The 19,268-nt window shown below is 68.9% G+C and carries 19 protein-coding genes and 1 pseudogene; 11 read left to right on the top strand and 9 right to left on the bottom strand.

The window, feature by feature from the left end; translation table 11 throughout:
- Window positions 1–7: 7 nt before the first annotated feature.
- On the bottom strand, window positions 8–949 hold the full coding sequence (locus tag EJK15_RS14715; protein ID WP_240776979.1) for an ABC transporter substrate-binding protein: 942 nt from the start codon (window positions 947–949) through the stop codon (window positions 8–10).
- A gap of 97 nt (window positions 950–1,046) precedes the next feature.
- Here EJK15_RS14715 and EJK15_RS14710 point away from each other — a divergent pair, with 97 nt between their 5' ends.
- A complete protein-coding gene (locus EJK15_RS14710; protein WP_138710971.1) occupies window positions 1,047–1,820 on the top strand; it encodes an IclR family transcriptional regulator in 774 nt (257 codons plus the stop codon).
- A 107-nt stretch (window positions 1,821–1,927) separates the two neighbouring features.
- On the opposite strand, the gene EJK15_RS14705 is transcribed toward EJK15_RS14710, so the two are convergent.
- A complete protein-coding gene (locus EJK15_RS14705; protein WP_138710970.1) occupies window positions 1,928–2,800 on the bottom strand; it encodes a MurR/RpiR family transcriptional regulator in 873 nt (290 codons plus the stop codon).
- Window positions 2,785–4,215, bottom strand: coding sequence for a glycoside hydrolase family 3 N-terminal domain-containing protein (locus tag EJK15_RS14700; protein ID WP_138710969.1), 1,431 nt, complete (start codon window positions 4,213–4,215; stop codon window positions 2,785–2,787). Before EJK15_RS14700 ends, EJK15_RS14705 begins: the two co-directional genes overlap by 16 nt.
- 88 nt (window positions 4,216–4,303) lie before the next feature.
- On the opposite strand from EJK15_RS14700, the gene EJK15_RS14695 reads away from it, so the two are divergent.
- Window positions 4,304–5,836 carry a glycoside hydrolase family 10-like protein gene (locus EJK15_RS14695; RefSeq protein WP_138710968.1) on the top strand — a complete coding sequence of 511 codons (1,533 nt, stop codon included), beginning with the start codon at window positions 4,304–4,306 and terminating at the stop codon, window positions 5,834–5,836.
- 210 nt (window positions 5,837–6,046) lie between these two features.
- Here EJK15_RS14695 and EJK15_RS14690 read toward each other — a convergent pair whose 3' ends face one another.
- Window positions 6,047–6,694, bottom strand: coding sequence for an FHA domain-containing protein (locus tag EJK15_RS14690; protein ID WP_138710967.1), 648 nt, complete (start codon window positions 6,692–6,694; stop codon window positions 6,047–6,049).
- A 181-nt stretch (window positions 6,695–6,875) separates the two neighbouring features.
- Between EJK15_RS14690 and EJK15_RS14685 the strand changes: the two genes are divergently transcribed.
- The 3 genes from EJK15_RS14685 to EJK15_RS14675 all read left to right on the top strand — a co-directional run bounded on the left by EJK15_RS14685 (window position 6,876) and on the right by EJK15_RS14675 (window position 9,635).
- Window positions 6,876–7,997 (top strand): citrate/2-methylcitrate synthase, encoded by a 1,122-nt coding sequence (locus tag EJK15_RS14685; RefSeq protein ID WP_138710966.1) that lies wholly within the window; start codon window positions 6,876–6,878, stop codon window positions 7,995–7,997.
- A 70-nt stretch (window positions 7,998–8,067) separates the two neighbouring features.
- On the top strand, window positions 8,068–8,367 hold the full coding sequence (locus tag EJK15_RS14680) for a DUF3017 domain-containing protein (protein ID WP_138710965.1): 300 nt from the start codon (window positions 8,068–8,070) through the stop codon (window positions 8,365–8,367).
- A gap of 53 nt (window positions 8,368–8,420) precedes the next feature.
- Window positions 8,421–9,635, top strand: a complete 1,215-nt coding sequence (locus EJK15_RS14675; RefSeq protein WP_138710964.1) for an NADP-dependent isocitrate dehydrogenase — start codon at window positions 8,421–8,423, stop codon at window positions 9,633–9,635.
- 77 nt (window positions 9,636–9,712) lie between these two features.
- Here EJK15_RS14675 and EJK15_RS74495 read toward each other — a convergent pair whose 3' ends face one another.
- Window positions 9,713–10,150 carry a site-specific integrase gene (locus EJK15_RS74495; protein ID WP_138710963.1) on the bottom strand — a complete coding sequence of 146 codons (438 nt, stop codon included), beginning with the start codon at window positions 10,148–10,150 and terminating at the stop codon, window positions 9,713–9,715.
- Between EJK15_RS74495 and EJK15_RS77540 the strand changes: the two are divergent.
- A pseudogene (locus EJK15_RS77540) lies at window positions 10,031–10,525 on the top strand (RHS repeat-associated core domain-containing protein); the annotation flags it as partial. The gene EJK15_RS74495 and the pseudogene EJK15_RS77540 sit on opposite strands and share 120 nt — an antisense overlap.
- A gap of 484 nt (window positions 10,526–11,009) precedes the next feature.
- Here EJK15_RS77540 and EJK15_RS14660 read toward each other — a convergent pair.
- Window positions 11,010–11,483 (bottom strand): MarR family winged helix-turn-helix transcriptional regulator, encoded by a 474-nt coding sequence (locus EJK15_RS14660; RefSeq protein ID WP_138710962.1) that lies wholly within the window; start codon window positions 11,481–11,483, stop codon window positions 11,010–11,012.
- Between the two features lie 109 nt (window positions 11,484–11,592).
- Here EJK15_RS14660 and EJK15_RS14655 point away from each other — a divergent pair, with 109 nt between their 5' ends.
- The 4 genes from EJK15_RS14655 (at window position 11,593) to EJK15_RS70535 (ending at window position 12,679) form a co-directional block, all read left to right on the top strand.
- Window positions 11,593–11,772, top strand: coding sequence for a hypothetical protein (locus EJK15_RS14655; RefSeq protein WP_138710961.1), 180 nt, complete (start codon window positions 11,593–11,595; stop codon window positions 11,770–11,772).
- 341 nt (window positions 11,773–12,113) lie between these two features.
- The gene (locus EJK15_RS70540) at window positions 12,114–12,257 is read left to right on the top strand and encodes a hypothetical protein (protein ID WP_171074303.1); all 144 of its coding nucleotides are present in this window, start codon (window positions 12,114–12,116) and stop codon (window positions 12,255–12,257) included.
- A gap of 39 nt (window positions 12,258–12,296) precedes the next feature.
- Entirely contained in the window at window positions 12,297–12,521 is a 225-nt protein-coding gene (locus EJK15_RS14650) for a hypothetical protein (protein WP_138710960.1), read from the top strand.
- Window positions 12,518–12,679, top strand: coding sequence for a hypothetical protein (locus tag EJK15_RS70535; RefSeq protein WP_171074301.1), 162 nt, complete (start codon window positions 12,518–12,520; stop codon window positions 12,677–12,679). Before EJK15_RS14650 ends, EJK15_RS70535 begins: the two co-directional genes overlap by 4 nt.
- On the opposite strand, the gene EJK15_RS14645 is transcribed toward EJK15_RS70535, so the two are convergent.
- On the bottom strand, window positions 12,672–14,777 hold the full coding sequence (locus EJK15_RS14645; RefSeq protein WP_138710959.1) for a zinc ribbon domain-containing protein: 2,106 nt from the start codon (window positions 14,775–14,777) through the stop codon (window positions 12,672–12,674). The genes EJK15_RS70535 and EJK15_RS14645 overlap by 8 nt on opposite strands.
- Before the next feature lie 731 nt (window positions 14,778–15,508).
- Here EJK15_RS14645 and EJK15_RS14640 point away from each other — a divergent pair.
- Window positions 15,509–16,537 (top strand): polysaccharide deacetylase family protein, encoded by a 1,029-nt coding sequence (locus EJK15_RS14640; protein ID WP_240776978.1) that lies wholly within the window; start codon window positions 15,509–15,511, stop codon window positions 16,535–16,537.
- On the opposite strand, the gene EJK15_RS14635 is transcribed toward EJK15_RS14640, so the two are convergent.
- Complete coding sequence (locus EJK15_RS14635; RefSeq protein WP_138710958.1) at window positions 16,534–17,613, bottom strand: WD40 repeat domain-containing protein; 1,080 nt, start codon at window positions 17,611–17,613, stop codon at window positions 16,534–16,536. The two genes, EJK15_RS14640 and EJK15_RS14635, sit on opposite strands and share 4 nt — an antisense overlap.
- Window positions 17,610–19,211 carry a hypothetical protein gene (locus EJK15_RS14630; RefSeq protein ID WP_138710957.1) on the bottom strand — a complete coding sequence of 534 codons (1,602 nt, stop codon included), beginning with the start codon at window positions 19,209–19,211 and terminating at the stop codon, window positions 17,610–17,612. Before EJK15_RS14630 ends, EJK15_RS14635 begins: the two co-directional genes overlap by 4 nt.
- Between the last annotated feature and the right edge of the window lie 57 nt (window positions 19,212–19,268).

Below are 19,268 nucleotides of genomic sequence, written 5' to 3'. Positions count from 1 at the left end.
GAACGGATCACGGCACCAGCGCCGACACGTCGACCTTCTCCTTGAGCACTCCGTCGGCCAGCGCCAGGTCGGCCACGGTCTGCACGGACGCCTTGTTCACCTCGACCGGCCACTTCGGCAGGTTGATCTTCGCGATCACGTCGGGGGCGATCTTCGTGTACGTCTTGAGCACCTCTCTGACCTCGTCGGGATGCGAGTCGGCGTACTCCAGCGACTCGCGCATCGCCGCCGTGAACCGCTTGGTCAGGCCGGCGTCGGTCCGGCCCGTGGTGAAGTACATGGCCACGGTCAGATCGGGGGCCGCGTCGGCGAAGTTCCACGCCACGGCGCGCGCTCCCTGGCTGATCGCCTGGCTGACGAACGGCTCGACCACCCAGATGGCGTCCACCCGGCCGCTCTGCAGGGCGGCGGGCGCGTCGGGGAAGGCCAGCTCGACGAACTCGATGCCGGCGGGGTCGCCGCCGGCGTTGCGCACGGAGGCGCGTACCGTCGTGTCACCGATGTTCTTGAGCTGGTTGACCGAGATCTTCTTGCCCGCCAGATCCTTGGCCGTCTTGATCGGGCTGTCCGGCTTGACCAGCACCGCGCTGAAGTCCTTGCCCTGCTCGCCGGTCGAGGCGACGCCGTTGGCGACCACCTTCACGTCCAGGCCCTGCTGCTTGGCGGTGAGCAGCGACGTCGTGTTCGCGAAGGCGAACTGGAACTGCCCGCTCACCGCGCCCGAGATGCTGGCCGCGCCGCCCGCGACCGGGGTGATCGTGAGGTCGATGTTCTGCTCGGTGAAGAAGCCCTTGGCCTTGCCGAGGTGGATCGGAGCGGTGTCGACGATCGCGATCACTCCAGCGTTGACCTTGTCCATCCCGGCGGAGTTCTTCTGGGCGGGTGCCGCGGTCGTGCCGCCGCAGGCGGCGACGAGTAAGGCGGCGAGGACGATGAGAGCGCGACGCACGGCTACTCCAATTTGTTCGCGATGCGCACATGTATTCTCTTACCGAACACCCCCGTACGCGGAACCTACGCCTCTGGTGGCTCCTGTCAAGGGGATCATGATGGTCGATCATGTGCAGTCGCTGGCCAGGGGGCTCGCGGTGATCCGGGCGTTCAGCGCCGCAGAGCCCGAGCTCACGCTCAGCCAGGTGGCCCGGACGACCGGGCTCAGCCGGGCGGCGGCCCGGCGGTTCCTCATCACCCTCGCCGACCTCGGCTACGTGCGCAGCGACGGGCGGCTGTTCTCGCTCACGCCGCGGGTGCTCGAGCTCGGGTACGCCTACCTGTCCAGCCTGTCACTGCCCGAGGTGGCCGACCCGCACCTCGAACGCCTGGCCGCCGAGGTGCACGAGTCCGCCTCGGTGGCGGTGCTCGACGGGGAGGACGTCGTGTACGTGGCGCGGGTGGCCACGGCCCGGATCATGCGTGTGACCATCAACATCGGCACCAGGTTCCCGGCCTACTGCACGTCGATGGGGCGGGTGCTGCTCTCGGCGCTCCCGCCTGACGAGCTGGACGCCTATCTGGCGCGGACCGAGCTGCGGCGGCTCACGTCCCACACGATCGTGCTGCCCGCCGCGCTCCGGGCCGAGCTGGACCAGGTGCGCGGCCGCGGGTGGGCGATGGTGGACCAGGAGCTGGAGGAGGGGCTGCGGTCCATCGCCGCGCCGATCCGCGACCGCTCGGGCCGGACGGTGGCCGCGGTGAACGTCTCCACGCACGCCAGCCGCACGACCCTGCAACAGGCCGGCCGCGAGCTCCTCCCGCCGCTGCTGGCCACGGCCGCCAAGATCGAAGCCGACCTGGCGTCGCTGTCGGTCGCCCGCGCCTGATCCGCCCCCACCGCCCGGCCCTGTTGCGTGGCGACCTTCTCCTTTCCCCAAAGGCCTTTCTCCAAAGGACAGCAACCACTGACTGCGGTCACTCCGGGGTCGGCGGGTCACCGGTTTCGGTATCGGTCCGTCGCGTCACGAGTAGCCCGGATGGCCGCGTCCGCCGTGTCGTACGTCCGCTGCGCCAGCCCGACGAAAATGCAGTCCACGATCAGCAACTGGCTGATCCGGCTGGCCAGCGCCCCAGGCCGGAACGCCGTCTCCCGCCCGGCGGAAACCAGCGTATGGTCCGCCAGCCCGGCCAGCGACGACCGCGGGTTGTTCGTGATCCCCACGATCAACGCCCCCGCCTCGGCCGCCGTCCTGGCGGGCACCAGCACGTCGGGTGTCTCCCCGCTGCAGCTGATCGCCACCGCGACGTCGCCTTCCCGCAGTAATGCCGCACTGGTCAAGGCCAGATGGGCATCGCTGAACGGATGGCTGGACAGCCCGATGCGCAGCAGCTTCTGCGACATGTCCGCCGCGACCAGCCCCGAGGCCGCCACCCCGTACACGTCCACCCGCCGCGCCGCCGAGATCACCTGCACGACCTCACCGAGCTGATCGGGATCGAGCTGGGCAGCGGTGTCCGCCAGCGCCTCCGACTCGGCCCGCGCCACCTTGGCGATCACGTCCGTGAGCGGGTCGTCGGGCGCGAGGTCGCCGGGCACCAGGCGTTCGGGCTTCTGGGCCACGGCCGCCGCCAGCGCGAAGCGCATCTGCGAGTAGCCCGCGAACCCGAGCGCCCGCGCCGTCCGCACGATCGTGGCCTCGCTGGTGCCGGATACCCCGCTGAACTCGGTGATCGTGCTGCGGACCACCAGCCCGGGGTCGGCCAGGATGATGCGGGCGATGGACTGCGCCGCCGGGGTGAGGGAGGGCAGGACCGCGCGTACGGTGGCGACGGGATTGGCCTGCTCGGCGGTCACCTGGCCAGCCATTCCGCCGCGGCCTGCGCGGACACTCGGGAGATCCCGTGGGTGGCGACGTGGGCGGCCCCGGCGGGCGGGCCGGGGATGCCGGTGTCCACCACGATCACGTCGGGACGGGCCGCCACGGACTTGGCCACGACGTCGCGTACCCACGCGTGCCGGGCGGCGTCGTGGACGACCAGCACGACCGGCCGCTCGTCGAAGGGTGGCAGCTCGCCGCCGGGCTCCATCCGCACCATGGCCGTGCCCGGCAGCAGCGTGGCGAGCGCCGCCGTGATGCCGGTCGGCGTGCCCGGGTCCACCGCCTGGCTGTGACGCGTGTTGACCTCGACGACCAGCGGCCCGCGGTCGAGTGCGGCGGCTCCGGTCGTGGTCAGCGCCGCCCTGGCCGCCTCCAGGCCGACGCCCGCGTCGGCCTCGCCGCGGGCCTTCTCACGCAGCGCGGACTGGGCGGCGTACCACTCGGAGAGGGCGAGCACCCGTCCGGCGGCCTCGGCGAGCCGCTCCTCGGGCAGGACTCCGGCGCGGACGGCCGCGACGATCGCGTCGCGGATCTCGTGCAGGCTCTCCTCGGTCGCCAGCCCGACGCACACGGCGTCGGCGCCGGCGGTCAGCGCCCGCACCGCGATCTCGCCGGGGGCGAACATCGCGGCCACCGCCCGCATCTCGATCGCGTCGGTGACGAGCATCCCGTCGAAACCGAGCTCGCCCCTCAGGAGTTCGGTCAGGACGGTACGGCTCAGCGTCGCCGGCGCCGCTGGATCGAGGGCGGGGACCAGCAGGTGGCCGGTCATGATGGCGCGCACCCCGGCGCCGATCGCGGCCCGGAACGGCGGAAGGTCGCGCTCGAAGACTCTCTCGCGCGAGGCGTGCACGGTCGGGAGCGCCAGGTGGGAGTCGGTGACGGTGTCGCCGTGGCCGGGGAAGTGCTTGGCGCAGGCGGCCACGCCCGCGCCCTGCACCCCGTTGACGAAGGCGACGGTGTGGCGGGAGACGAGGTCCGGGGCCGGGCCGAAGGAGCGGACGCCGATCACCGGGTTGGCCGGGTTCGCGTTCACGTCGGCCGAGGGCGCGTAGTTCAGTGTGATGTCCAGCTCGGCGAGCGTCCTGCCGATCTGGCGGCCCACCCGCTCGGTAAGATCCACGTCATCGACCACGCCCAGCGCCCGGTTGCCGGGAAAGGAGCTGCCGGACAGGACCTCGAGCCGGGTGACCGTGCCGCCCTCCTCGTCGATCGAGACGACGGCGGCCGGGTTCTCGGCGCGGAAATGCCGTACGAGCTGCGCGTCGATGGCGTTGCGGGCGAACAGGACCACCCCGCCGAGACCCTCGCCCAGCGCGCGGCGCAGCCAGCCCGGGGCGGAGGTCCCCTCATACCCCGGATGCAGCACCGTCATCGCCAGTCTGTACAGGTCACCGCTCATCGGCATTTTCCTTCACGATTATTGATCTGAAGGTAATTTTCTGTCATCGTCGCCCTCAACACAACCACCTCCGAGAGGCACACCCCCCATGCCCAGCCGAAGGACTCTCCTGAAGGGTCTCGCCCTCGCCGTCGCCGCTTCCGCCGTTCCGCTGCCCGCCTTCGCCGCAGCCGGCTACGTGCCGCCGTTACGCCAGATGCGCGGCATGTGGATCGCCTCCGTGGTCAACATCAACTGGCCTTCGAAGCCCGGACTGACCGCCGACCAGCAGAAGGCCGAATATCTCGCCTGGCTGGACGTGGCGGTGCAGCGCAAGCTTAATTCGGTATTTGTGCAGATCAGGCCGACGGCGGATGCGTTCTGGCCGTCATCGTACGAGCCGTGGTCGCAATACCTGACCGGCACCCAGGGGCAGGACCCCGGTTACGACCCGCTCGGGTTCGCCGTCGAGGAGACGCACAAGCGCGGCCTGGCCTTCCACGCCTGGTTCAACCCGTACCGCGTGTCGATGCAGGCCGACCCGGCCAAGCTGCACCCCGACCACCCCGGGCGCAAGCACCCCGACTGGATCGTTCCGTTCGGCGGCAAGCTCTACTACAACCCGGGCATGCCGGAGGTACGCAAGTTCTGCCAGGACGCGATGATGGACGCGGTCACTCGCTATGACATCGACGGCCTGCACTTCGACGACTACTTCTACCCGGCCAACAGCACGGCATTCGACGACAGCGCCGCCTTCGCCCAGCACGGCGCCGGCTTCCCCGACCTGGCCTCCTGGCGGCGCAACAACGTCGACCTCATGGTCCAGGAGATGCAGCAGCGCGTGCTGCAGAGCAAGCCGGACATCGCCTGGGGCATCAGCCCGTCGGGCATCTGGCGTAACAAGGCGAGCGACCCGCTCGGCTCCGACACCAACGGCGGGCAGTCGTACGACAACCTGCACGCCGACACCCGCGGCTGGGTCAAGAAGGGCTGGCTGGACTACATCGCGCCGCAGCTCTACTGGTACATCGGGCAGCCGCCGGCCGACTACTCCAAGCTCGTCCCGTGGTGGTCCGATGTGGCGAGCGGCACCGGCACCCTGCTGTGGATCGGGCAGCCCGCCTACAAGGCAGGCGACCCCGCCCAGCCCGCGCCGGAGTGGAAGAACCCCGCCGAACTGTCCAACCACCTGACGCTCAACAGGAACCACCCCGAGATCAGCGGCGACATCTGGTACAACGCCAACGACGTCAAGGTCGACAGGATCGGCTCCATCACGATCGCCGTCAACGACCACTACCAGCGCCCGGCGCTCGCGCCCGTGCTGCCAAGGCTCGCGAACGGGGAGCCGCCCCGGCGGCCGGTGCTGGCGTACGCGTTGCGCCGCGCCGGCGGCGTCGAGGTACGGGCGGTGGCCATCGGCAAGGACGAGCCGTTCCTGTTCGCGATCTTCCGCTTCGACCGGCACGCGTCGTCAGGCGCCTTCGCCGACGCCCGCAACCTGGTCGCGGTCGTGCCCGGGGACCGGCAGGTTCGCTGGACGGACCCGGACGGCAAGCGCGGTGATCACTACTACGCGGTCGCGGTGGACCGGGCCAACCGGACCAGCAGGCCCAGCAATGGATTCAGGGTCGTCTGAAATCCGCCGGCAACGCGTTCGTGAGCATGCTTGGCTCACGCGCGTCGCCGGCCGTAGTCCTGACCTGCGACGAGCCCCGGCGGGCCGCCGTACACCGGAAGGTGCGCGGCCGTCCGCCGCCGCTCTGATCCGTGCCCGCGAACACGGTGATGTTCAGGTTCCGACGCTGCCGGAACCCCTCGCCGTAGCCCCGGTCGCGATCCGGTTCCCTTAAGAAGCCCTGCGCCCAGCCGCCGAAGGCTGCTCGGCCGTGGCTCCCGATGACCGCTGTGGTGGCACCACGGGGGTCGGACGCACCAGACCGAGCGCGACGACCTCGTTGGCCAGCCGCGTGCGCCGGTTGGTGCCCTCGGGAATCCTGAACTTCTGGTAGAGCCGCAGCAGATGCTGTTTCACCGCGGCCTCGGTCACGACCAGGTCATCGGCGATCTCGCGTGCGGTCGCCGGTGCGACGAACGCCTCATCCGACAGCGCCGGCCTGCAGAGCGAGGTCAGCACATCGACCTCGCGCCTGGTCAGCTCGGGCGCCGCGGCCCTGCGCAGCTCGACCTCGGGGGTGAAGTCCTCACGGGGGACTCCACCGATGCGACCCCGCGCCGCGCCGAAGGAGACGACGTCGCCGTCGTCAAGGACCCTCCGGGCGATCGGCCTGCCGTTCACCCGCGTGCCGTTCCTGGACAGTCCCAGGTCGACGACATACAGGTAGGGTCCTCGTCTGACGAACTCGGCATGGAGTCGAGACACACTCGGATCGGTGAGCCGGATGTCAACACCCCGGCCCCTTCCGACCGTCGTGATCTCGGGGCGCAACGGGACCACGTCGCCAGTGTCCTCGATGCGTATGAACGGCCCCTCCACGGCAGTTCCTCCCCAGGTAGCCCGCCGTAACTATTACTACAGCTCCGGCTTACCCAAACGAGGGGATGGGGAATCTCCTTTGCCGAAAGGAGAATCCCGCGTGAAATTGGTCTGGACCTCTGCGGACGGTTTTGCCTGCTCACAGGTAGACTTCGGGGGAAGATAAGCGGAGGAAGCACTCATGGCGGACAAGCCCACGAAAGGTCTGGCCGATGTCGTAGCCGCGTCCACAGCGCTGAGCGACATCGACGGAAAGGCCGGTCGCCTCTTCTATCGCGGATACGACATCCACGATCTGGCCGGCCGCGCGACGTTCGAAGAGACCGCACACCTGCTCCAACGCGGCAAGCTGCCCACCCGCTCCGAGTTGGACGACTATGGCGCGGAGCTGGTCCAGGGCCGGGAGCTCGGCGCCCTCGTCTCGGCGAACATCCCCGAGATCGCCGAGAAGCAGAAACCCATGGAGGCGCTGCGCTCGCTGGTCTCGCTGTCGGGCGCGGACGATCCGGACAAGGACTCCATCGCCCCCGACGCCAACCTGCGCAAGGCCGCCCGGCTGGTCGCACAGCAACCTCTGCTGGTCGCCCGATACCACGCCGCCCGCACCGGCGGCAGCGCCCCCGGGCCGGACCCGTCGGTGGGCATCGCGGCGAACTTCCTGCTCCAGGTCACCGGGCGCACGCCGGAGCCGCGCGAGGTCGAGATCTTCGACGAGTGCCTGGTGCTGCACGCCGACCACACCATGAACGCCTCCACGTTCGCCGCCCGCGTCTGCGCCGCGACCTTGTCGGACATGCACTCCGCCATCGTCGCCGCGATCGGCACCCTCAAGGGCCCGCTGCACGGCGGCGCGAACGAGCAGGTCATGAAGACGCTGGAGTCGCTGTCGCCGGGTCGCGTGGCCCAGGCCGTACGCGACAAACTCGCGGCCCACGAGAAGATCATGGGCTTCGGCCACCGGGTCTACAAGACCGAGGACCCGCGCGCCACCCACCTGCGCAGGATGTCCGCCGAGCTGGCAGAGTCCACCGGCGACGACACGTACTACCGGATGTCGAAGGAGATGGAGGAGGTCGTCTTCGAGGAGAAGGGCCTCTATCCGAACGTCGACTTCTACGCCGCCTCGGTCTACCACTACCTTGGCATCCCGACCGATCTGTTCACGCCGGTCTTCTCGATCAGCCGCATGTCGGGCTGGACGGCCCACGTCATCGAGCAGCACGCCGACAACCGGCTGATCCGCCCGGACAGTGAGTACATCGGCGAGACCGACCAGAAGTGGAAGCCGATCGAGGAGCGATGAGCCTGGGCCGGAGAGAGCGAGGGACGATGCCAACGCAGGCCCGCAGCGAATGCGACCATAAGCAGGCGCGTTGAGCGAGGGGACCGGACGCGAGAGCTGGGGACCGTACCCGCTGATTCTGGCGGGTGCGGCCATTGGCGTGCTCGCGATCTTCTTCGCGGACCCGCGCTGGGGTGGGTTCGCGCTGGGCGCCGTCGTCATGGTCGCCGCCGCGCTGCGTTTCGCCGGCTACGGCGGTCAGCTGTCCGTGCGGAGCAAGAGGACCGACGTCACCACGCTGGGCGTGTTCGGCTTCGTGCTGGTCCTGACCTCGCTCCTGCTGGGCAACAACGCGCTCAAGGTGTTCATCCTGTCCCTTTTCGCCCGTTGACCGGGCGGTCCGATAGCCTCAACGCATCAATTCATTGAAGGGGAACCATTCGCATGCCCAAGATCAAGGTGGAGGGTCCGGTCGTCGAGCTTGACGGCGACGAGATGACCCGGATCATCTGGCAGTTCATCAAGGACCAGCTGATCCTTCCCTACCTCGACGTCGACCTGAAGTACTACGACCTCGGCATCGAGCACCGCGACGCCACGGACGACCAGGTCACCATCGACGCCGCCAACGCCATCAAGAAGTACGGCGTCGGTGTGAAATGCGCCACCATCACCCCCGACGAGGCCCGGGTCGAGGAGTTCGGTCTCAAGAAGATGTGGAAGTCCCCCAACGGGACCATCCGCAACATCCTCGGCGGCGTCATCTTCCGCGAGCCGATCATCATGTCGAACGTGCCGCGGCTCGTCCCCGGCTGGACCAAGCCGATCGTCGTCGGCCGTCACGCCTTCGGCGACCAGTACCGCGCCACCGACCTGAAGGTCCCCGGCGAGGGCACGCTGACCCTGACGTTCACGCCGAAGGACGGCTCCGAGCCGATCGAGCTGGACGTGTACGACTTTCCCGGCAGCGGCGTCGCGATGGCGATGTACAACCTGGACGAGTCGATCCGCGACTTCGCCCGCGCGTCCATGCGTTACGGCCTGGCCCGCAACTACCCCGTCTACCTCTCCACGAAGAACACGATCCTCAAGGCGTACGACGGCCGCTTCAAGGACATCTTCGCCGAGGTCTTCGAGAGCGAGTTCAAGGCCGAGTTCGAGAAGGCCGGCATCACCTACGAGCACCGCCTCATCGACGACATGGTCGCCGCGGCGATGAAGTGGGAGGGCGGCTACGTCTGGGCGTGCAAGAACTACGACGGCGACGTCCAGTCCGACACGGTCGCGCAGGGCTTCGGCTCGCTGGGCCTGATGACCTCGGTGCTGATGACCCCCGACGGCAGGACCGTCGAGGCCGAGGCCGCGCACGGCACGGTGACCCGCCACTTCCGTGAGCACGAGAAGGGCAACCCCACCTCCACCAACCCGATCGCGTCGATCTTCGCGTGGACGCGTGGCCTGGCCCACCGGGGCAAGCTCGACAACACCCCTGCGGTGACCGACTTCGCCGAGAAGCTGGAGCAGGTCTGCGTCGAGACCGTCGAGGGCGGTCAGATGACCAAGGACCTCGCGCTGCTGGTCGGCGGCGACGCCAAGTGGCTCACCACCCAGGACTTCCTGGCCGCGCTGGACGAGAACCTCAAGAAGAAGATGGCCTGACTGTCGAATACGGCCTCTACCTGCGGTTACGCCGCACGGTAGGGGCCGTTTCGCATGCCTGGGCTGTCTTCGGGCCGTCACGGCTTCGGATCGGGCGCGAACAGGGCGGCGACGGCGTTCCGCGTCCGTTCCTGGCTGCTCGGCATGAGGTGGGTGTAGGTCCGCAGGATGAACCCCGGATCGTGGTGCCCGAGATACTCGCTGAGGGCCTTGATGTTCTCTCCGGCGTCCAGGAGCACTGACGCGTAGAAGTGCCGCAAGGCGTGCATGCCATGCGCGCGGGCGGCCGCGTGCGGCTCGCCGCGCTTGCGCTCCGGAATGACACCCGCTTGCACGAGCGCCGTCTTCCAATGGACGTTGTTGAAGCTTGGGCGGCGTACCACGTCGCCGTTCTCCTGCGTGAAGATCAGGCACCTCGTTACCAGTGGCCCGTTCGCGTTGCCCCAGGGAAGAGAGATCTCGACTGGCGCGATCTTCGCGGTGGACGTGGACGCGCTCGACTTCGAATCGGACACGCTTCACGTCGTCCAACAGCTCAAGTACAGCGAATACCGTCTCGTCTTCGCTCCTCCAAAGGGCGGCAAACTCCGGGACGCTCCCCTGCCAGGCCCCACGGCGACCTGGTAGCCACCTTCACCAGCAGCCTGCAGACGTCTGCCGCCTACGACCCGTGCGGTACCGTCACCGCCCAGACAGGCGCCAAGACCCAGCTCGGCTACCAGGGGGAATACACCGACCCGGACACCGGCAAGGTCAACATGCACTCCCGCTGGTATCAGCCCGGCAGCGGCACCTTCACCAGCCGCGACACCGCCACCCTCACCCCCAACCCGTCCGTCCAGGCCAACCGCTACACCTACGCCAACGCCTCACCCCTGACCGGCACCGACCCCACCGGCCATGCCACCGCCAGCATCGGCAGTTCCTCCGACACGCCAGGCGTCGACCACCAATCGGCCGACGACGTCTACGCCCAGTACGGCATCGTGCTTGGAGGATGCGGACTGTATATCGGGAGCTGCGGCTCCAGAGAAGAGGGAGGCGGAGCCATCGGCTGCACCACCTACGGCGACTGCGGTGCCGCCATCGTCGACCCGGAGTGGGCCCGGATGATCGAGCTGGAGAACGAAAAGAAATTCTGGCTCGGTGACGACGAAATCAAGAGGCTGGGCAAGAAGGTCATGCCGAACGGGCGGCCAGTAATCGAAGGCATGGATTTCTATGGTTCACCTAAGGATATTCAGCAGCAGTTCATGCTCGCATACGATCCAGCGCGATCCAATGACGAACTGCGTGATATGTGGATGATCACACTGCGGCGCAGGCCGTCGGGCGATCATCGCGCGACCGGGTCGGGCCGCCGTGCTTGCGTCGTCAAGGGTCCTGCGGCTCGGGGCCGTTGGTGCCACGTGTTGCTGCGATCACTCGCATCAGCGCCTGGTGCAGGTCTTGCAGCTCGTCGAGGTCCATGCCGAGACGGGCCACGATGGCGGGCGGGATCTTCTCTGCTTCCGCTCTGAGCTGCCGGCCGGTGGGAGTGAGGGTCACGGCCAGGGCCCGCTCGTCCTTGCTGTTGCGCTCGCGATGGATGTAGCCAAGGGCCTGCAGCCGCTTGAGCAGGGGGGACAAGGTGCCCGGGTCGAGCTGGAGCAGCTCGCCCAACTCCTTGACCGACAAGGGCTCGTGCTGCCAGAGCGCGAGCATGGCCAGGTATTGCGGGTGGGTCAGTCCCAGGGGCTGCAGCAGCGGCCGGTAGAGGCCGATCACGCTGCGGGAGGCGATGCTGAGGGCGAAGCAGACCTGCCGGTCCAGCGCCAGGAGATCTGTTGTCTCTATCACAGGCTCCATCTGCCTGCGCCTCCCTCTACCTCTGGTAAATTACTTGGTGTACAAACTAATAGCTCACAAACAGATGCCACGCAAATCATTCGTGTGCCGGCCCTGGAGGGACGTCCCGGTGTTTTACCGCAAGCCGCTGGAAGAGCGCATCGCCGAGCGCCAGGCGAAGTTGCCGCCCTTGAAGGAGGGTCAGCACTTCGAGCATGGGCCGGCCAAGTTCGTGTTCGTCGCGCTGATCACTGTGGTGGTGCTCATGCACGTCGTCGGGCTTGCCATCGTCATGCACTTCTACTCCTGATCACGCTGCGGCACCCGAGCACACCGAGCCGGCGCTGCGGAACCTCCGAGTCGAAGCGCTCGGCTGGGTGCCGGGCCGTCTCTGGGCCGTCCTAGGTGGCTCAACGATGACAGACGTTGATCGGCAATGACGGCTCCCGACCCACGTCGGCGCCGTCTTCAGCACGTGCCTTCCAAGTCGGCGAAGCGGTCTGACAGTCCCTCAAGAAGAAGATAGCCTGACTGTCGAATACGGCCTCTATTTGCGGTTACGCCGCAAGGTAGGGGCCGTTTCGCATGTGGATGCAACCAAGCACGGGCTGGACACCTACCGTAGGTAATCACCGCAGGAACGGAGAGCCCGTGGACATTGTCACCATCCTCGCCCTCATAGCCCTCCTCGCAGGTGCCGTCCTCGCCGCGACCCAGAAGGTCTGGCCCGTATCCCTGCTGTGCCTCGGCCTGTTCCTAGCCGTCCTTGCCGAGGCCGGCATCATCGCCGGCTAGCCAGAGCGGAGCCGCGGGCCAGAGGGTGCTCCGACCGCGTTGGTGTTCGTCCGCGCCGTCTCGGAGAACCCTCGGAACCCGCTGGACACCTTCACGCTCGAGGCTCTGGCAAACTCGTACGGCTCTCCCCAGATCTGGGGCGTCTTGGCCCAGACCATGGCCACGTCGCTGGCGTGCGGGGTCCTGGCCACGGCTCTGGGTGGCGCGCTGGCCTGGGTCCTGGCACGCACCGATGTGCCGATGAGGCGGCTGCTCTTGTCGTGATCGCGCCGCTGTTCCTCTCGCCGTTCATCGGTGCCCTGGCGTTCCTCGAGCTGGGCGCACCGCGTACCGGACTGCTGAATCAACTCGCGCGTGACATCGGTTTGCCGGCCTGGGTGTCGATCAACGTGATGACGTTCGAGTGGCTGATCATCATCTAGGCGCTCCACTATGTGCCGTAGCTGGTGTCCGGAAGCGTCTGCGATTCTCTGTGTTTGCCTGAGGGTTTCCGGCATTCCGGGCGGGCGTGGCGCGTGGCGGGCCGTCTCCGTACGCTCCGAGGGGGAGTACGGGGGTGGCTGTGACACGGTGGAAGCCGGTCCGGTGGCGAGGATCGCGTGCAGGCCCTGTACGGCCCGCCGGTGGGTGGGATGCCTGGGGTGCCTGGCCCGCCGGACGCTGTCCCGTCCCAGGTGCGTCGGGGGCGGGGGCGGGCACCGTGCGCCGGTCGGGCACACGGCTGGAGGTTGTGCGTGATGTCGTGGCGGGGCGGCTGGCAGGGCGGCTGACCTGCCGTCGTTTGGGGGTCGGCCGGGTCTTGTTGCGGGCCCGGGCCGGCGGGCGCGGATGCACATCGGTCCGGGTGCGCCGGGCCCGCCGTGCCGCCCGGGTGGGCCTTGTCCTGCGGCGCGCCCGGGCCACGTTGCCCTCTGCCACCACCGTGATGCTGCGCACGCCGGTGGCCGCCTCGGTGCGGGTGTGGCTTTGGGCGAGCAGGCCGCGGGCGGCGATCCGCTCGGCCGCCGCGTGATCCCGGTCGCACGACAGCCCACACGCCGGGCAATACGCCCACTTCCAGCCGCGCTCACCCAGCCGGTCGGGCGCCGGGACATGCCGCAGCACGCTGGTGCCGTCCCCGCAGCGGGGGCAGGAGTGGGAGGTGCCCCGGGCGGGCACGGTCACCACCGCGATGCCGTCTTTGGCGGCCAGGTGCCGGATCGCCTCGATCACCGTGCCGCGTACCTGCCCCGACAGCGCGGCGTTGCCGCGGCGGACCCCGCGCGCCTCCAGCGTGGCCAGATCCTCCAGGTAGATCACCCCGGCGCCGAGCGCGAGGGCCTGATCGACCGCCCACCGCGCCGCCGACCAGGACAGCGCATGATCAAGGCGCCGGATCCGGGCGCACACCCGCTCATGCTCGACTGCCAGCACCTGGTGCCTGCGCTCCAACGCCCCACGACGGGCATCACTGCCATCACAGACATCTGGGGCATCGCAGGCGTCGGCGGTACCCAGCCCGGACAACAGCGCCGCGCAGTGGTCGCGTTTGGCGGCCAGGTGTTCGCGCTGGCCGCGCAGTCGATGCAGCTTGGCCGAGATCACCGTGGCGTCGTAGCGCAGCATCCGCCCGTCGGCGCACACCCGGCCCTCGCGAAGCCGGGCGATGGTACCGGTGAAGAGTGTGTTTACGCCCCAGTCCAGGCCCAGGGCCACGGTGTGGCCGCTGGCCGGGGCAGAAGGGATCGGCGTCTGGAACGGCAGATCGATGCGCACTTTGCCGTCGGTGATGCGCACCGTGGGGGTGCAGAGTTTGGCCTCATCCGAGACGGTGGGCGGCAGCGTGAACGTGATGGCATGCCACGCCCAATCCTCGCGGGAGGCGGGCGAGGCGTTCAGCGGCAACTGTACCCGCAACAGTGCGCCGGTGTCGCCGGTGCGGGTCAGGGTGACCAGTTGCTTGTCGGCCGCCGCCAGCACCGCCTGGGCGGCGACCCGCGGCGGCTCCTCCACCTCGGTGATGTCACCCGGCAACGCGCCCTCGCGCTCCAGCGCGGCGCGGATCTGCCGGGTGCGGTTACGGATCTCCGCGGCGGTGACCCCCTGCGGCAGCGCCGCGCGCAACGCCTTCCACTCCACCTCGCTACGCCGCCGCGGATCGGCCGGCCAGGCGGCCAGGATCGCCGCCACGACCCCCCGCCGGTGCAGCGCCGCCCGCAACATGCGGGCCGCCTGCTCCTCCGCGCACCGCCGCACCCGATCCGACACATACACCCCGCCGCCGCTCACCCCGCCACCGATTATTCCGCCACCGGGTATTCCGGCAGCACACCCCCAGCCCAGCCTGCGGATCGCCATCCACCCCTTGACCGGCAACACCCGCTCGTCCACCCCGACCCCGGCGGCCAGAAGATCCAGATCCCGCGCATTCCACCGCTCCGCAACGATCCCGGCGGTCAGGGCCTGGGCCAGCGCGGTCAGCCAGGCCACCCGCTCAGCCAGCACCGGCCCGGCCACCACCTCCCCGGTCGCCTCCACCACGGCCCGATGCCCGGTACAGGTCGCGGTCGCCAGCCATGCGCACCCGCCCCTCCCCCCGGCGCCGAACCCCGCACATCAACGTGCGCACGCGACGCTACACACCGCCACCGACAATTTCCGGGCGCCACCCACCTGAAAAGGTGATGCCCAGCTCCATCCGTTGAGCTCGTCACGTTCAACGCACGTGGGGTGAAGCTGGACGACGGTCTGCTGGCCACGGCCAAGCAATTGACGAATGTCGGCAGCACGGTGAAGGAGGGCGCTCGATCAGGTCATCGTGGCAGTGATGCAGGCTCACAAGGCGCGGCAGGCCGCAGGCGGCTGAGCGGCTGGCCTGGGGTGCGTGGGTGAATACGGGCCGCATCTTCACGAAAAAGATCGCCGCGTAGGCTCGCGGAGCCTGATCCGACTGGCATTACGGCCATCGGGCTCGGCTGGGTGCCGGGCCGCCTCTGGGCCGTCCGAGGTGACTCAACGATGACAGACGTTGATCGACAATGACGGCTGGAACCCATGTCGGCGCCGTCTTCGGCACGTGCCCTCCAAGTTGGCGAAGCGGTCAGACAGTCCCTCAAGAAGAAGATGGCTTGATCGTTCCTGCTTGGAGGGCTGCCCGCGGGCGGGCCTTTCGGCTTTTCAAGACCATGTCTTGACGGTGTGGCGGCGTGGCGTAGTTGATCAGTGGGGTAGGAGCTCTCTCGTAACAGTCGTACGCGTCTCGGGGGGTTCGGATGCGACTGCGTGTTTTGAGTGGGACGGGGGTGCTGGCGGCCGCGGCCGTCCTGGCCGGGTGCGGCTCGCAGCCCGACACCGCCAAGGTGGTGGACACCAAGGCCAACGCCGCCGCCAAGGCCAAGGCCAGCAAGGCCGCCAAGATCCAGCGCGCCGCCAAGGTCAAGGCCAACGAGCTGGGCCAGATCCCGGTGCTGATGTTTCACCGGATCATCGACAAGCCGGCCACGACCGACGACAGGACGCCCAAGCAGTTCCGCGCGGACCTGGAGCGGCTGGTCAAGGAGGACTACGTGCCGATCACGGCCGCCGAGATGGTGTCCGGCAAGATCGCCATCCCGGCCGGCAAGCATCCGGTGGTCCTGACCTTCGATGATTCCTCCCCCTCGCAGCTCACGCTGAACGAGATGGGCGTCCCGCAGAAGGACACGGCGGTCGCGATCCTGAAGGAGGTGGCCGCCAAGCACCCGGGCTTCCGCCCGGTCGCCACGCTCTACGTGACCCGCGACATGTTCGGCAAGACCGTACGCGAGGAGCAGTCCCAGGCGCTGATCTGGCTGAAAGACAACGGGTTCGACATCGGCAACCACACCCGCGACCACCTCAACCTGCGCGGCCGCTCGCAGAAGGAGGTCGAGGAGCAGATCGGCACGATCGCCCAGCAGATCAACGCCCTGTCGTACATCAAGCCGTCCACGATCGCCCTGCCGTACGGCAACCAGCCGAGCAAGAAGAACTGGGCCATGCACGGTAAGCACTACCACCACCAGGGCGCGTTCCTGGCGGGCTATACGCCTGCTCCGGCGCCGTTCAGCAAGGCGTTCGACCCGGCCGGCATCCCGCGGATCAAGGTCATGGAGAAGAAGGGCGACTGCGCCCAGTTCTGCTCGCATGCCTGGCTGGACTGGCTGAAGAGCAACCCGGACATGCGCTACACCTCTGACGGGGACATCAGCACGGTGGCGTACCCGAAGTTCAAGACCCCGTACCTGCGCAAGTCTTTCGCCACCTGGAGCCTGCCCTACTAGCGCACGTTCGCCACGACCACCCCGAGACCGGCCGGTTGCAGGGGCAGGTCCGCCACGTCCGACATGTCGGCGCCGATCGGCCGCATGCCGCCCGTGGCGAGGTCAAGGACGTGGTGCCCGGTCTCGTTGTACGGGCCACTGCTCTTGACGACGAGGGCGTCCTCGCCGTCCCAGCGCACGATCTCCCTGATCCGCCATCCGGCGGGCAGTCCCGGGACGATCGTGCGCACGGGCCTGCCCGACGACGTGTCGATCAGGGTGACGCCGAAGTCGGCGACGCCGTACGGGGTGATCTCGTGTACGGGCGAGGCCAGTGTGCGACCGGAAGGGGACGGGACGGTGGCGTACGTGAGGTTGCCCGGCAGCGTGAACGTCCTGACCGCCTTGCCCTGGGGCGAGTACACGGTGAACTTCGCCTTCGTGACGTGCCCGGGCAGGCCGGCGGTGCGCTTGCTCGTCACCACGAGGAGGCCGCCGTCGGTCCAGCCCACCACCCGGTCGGTGGCGGGCAGGCGGTGGACGGCGCCGCGGTCGATGTCGACGATCATCGGGCGCTCCAGCACCGTCTCGTCGTCCTTGTCCAGGCGGTCGAGCTGGATGAGCAGGTGTCGGCCGTCGAGGGAGAAGAGCGGGGGCTGGGCTCCGAAGATCTCGCCGACCGAGCCGCCCTTCTGCCGTACGGGGAGGGGCGTGAGTGTGCCCGTCCTCAGGTCGGCCACGACGTACCGCTCGTCCTTGCCGCGCAGGTAGGCCGCGCGGGTGCCGTCCTGGCTGAGCGCGAGGGATCCCGCGGCGTCGGCGCCGGGCAGCCAGCCGCGCTCGCCGCCCGCGGTGACCAGGTTCCAGTTCGCGCACGGGCCGGATCCGTCCTGGCAGGCCGGCACGTACGCGTAGCGGACGGGCGAGGCGTACTTGGAGAGCTTCTGAGGTTTGGGAGCACTCGCCGCCCGGGGAAGTTCGGGGCGGAGGAACTGGATGGGCCGCTCGCCGGGGAGAGCCAGGGGATCGATCACCCACACGACGGCCACGGCCACCGCCACCGCGGCGAGAGCGGACCGCCATGGGAGCCGCCTCACTGGAACCTCCCGAACACCGCGGCGTCGAGCCCGTCCGGCATGTCCGCCACCGGGCGGGCCTTGCCCGTCCGCCGATCGACCAGGTGATAGGCGTCCTTCTCCTCGTCCATCGGGATGATCCTGACCAGGAGTCGCCCGTCCTCGGCCCAGCTCAGCGCCTCCGGCGCGCCATAGTGTCCGGGGAGGCGGAGCTTCGCCCGCCCGCGGATCTTCCCGGTGCCGGGATCCATGGTCAGCACCTCGTCGCCGGTGACCACGGCCAGCTCCTGGCCGTCGGGCGTGGACAGCGCCTCCAGCGTGGGGTCGTACGGCACCCGCGTCCGCACGGTGCCTTGGAGGTCGATCGTGAGCAGCTCGGTGTCGGGGGCGCCGGGCAGCGCGCGGCGGCCGGTGGTGGCGACCACGCCGCCGGGCCCGAGGCCGAGCACGCGCCCGACGCCGGAAAGGCGAAGGCGGGCGCCAGTGGCGGTGTCGATCATCTCCGCGCCGACGCTCACATAGCGGCCGTCCCGCGACAGCGTCACTTCGGGGGCCGCGCCGGACAGTGGCCCGGTGAGCTCGCGTGGGTCGTCGCGCTTCGACAGATCGTGGAGGACCAGGTGATGGGTCTCCTCATCGAGGTAGACGATGCGCCGGCCGTCGCCGCTGATGGCGAAGGGCGCCCGCCGATCGTCGCCGGGGAGTCGCGTGGCGGCCCGGTCCACCAGGAGCCGCTCGCCCTGGCCCAGCAGCACCCACGTGCGCGACTGCGGGTCCATCCGCGCGTACCGGAAGGGCTGGGCGGTGGAACCGATGCGTTCAGGCTGGACGGCACGGTGGTCGCCGTCCGGCTCCGGCGCCTCGACGGACAAGCCGAAGCACAGCGTCGCACCGGCCAGCGCCATGCTCACGGCGGACCGGCCCCAAATCCGCCTTTTTCCTGATGTGGAGACCTGCCAGGGATCGCCGCCCTTGAACCATGCCAGGATCGGCAGGCCGAAGACGATCGGTAGGCCGACCACATTGAGGTCGCTTGTGACCTGCTCGGGCAGGGCGTTCATCGAAGTCCACAGCGCCACTGCCGCGCCCGCCGCCGTCAGCGAGCGCGCGGAGCGGGACCGCGTGGCCAGTTCCGCCCCGACCAGGTCCGCGGGTCCCGCGGGCAGCGCCCGCCGGTGTAATTCACCCACCATGGTCAGCACGACCGCCACCGCCGCGAGCGTGGCGACGGCGCCGAGGCGCTGCCCGATCCCGACCTCCTGCGAATAGGAACGCGCCACCGTGCTCAAGGCCATTCCGCACGAGATGGCGGCGCAGATCACCCAGACGGTCATGAGCGCCGGCGGAACCAGCCGCATGCCCAGCGGACGGCGTATCCGGCCTATTGCGCGGCCGAATGCGATTTCCCCGGCCACGGCCCCGAGCAGCCAGCCGGTAACCGGAAAGTAGGGGCTGACGCTAAACGAGCTCGTGGTCATGGTGAGTGGCATGGCGGTCACTCCCGCGGCCGTTCCCATCCACCGCCACCGCTGGGTGACCTGGAGATATCGCAGAATGTGACGACCGTTGAACGCCGTGACATCCAGCATTTGGCGGCGTGCGAACCGCTCGACGTTCATGCGGTGCATTGGCGAGTTGGCCGCGGCCCCGACGATAGGAATCACAACGGACGCAAG

This window comes from Nonomuraea basaltis, from assembly GCF_005893125.1.
GTDB classification, from domain to species: Bacteria; Actinomycetota; Actinomycetes; order Streptosporangiales; family Streptosporangiaceae; genus Nonomuraea; species Nonomuraea basaltis.
Note: the sequence above shows the minus strand (reverse complement) of the source record. Positions and strands in the feature narration are given on the sequence as shown.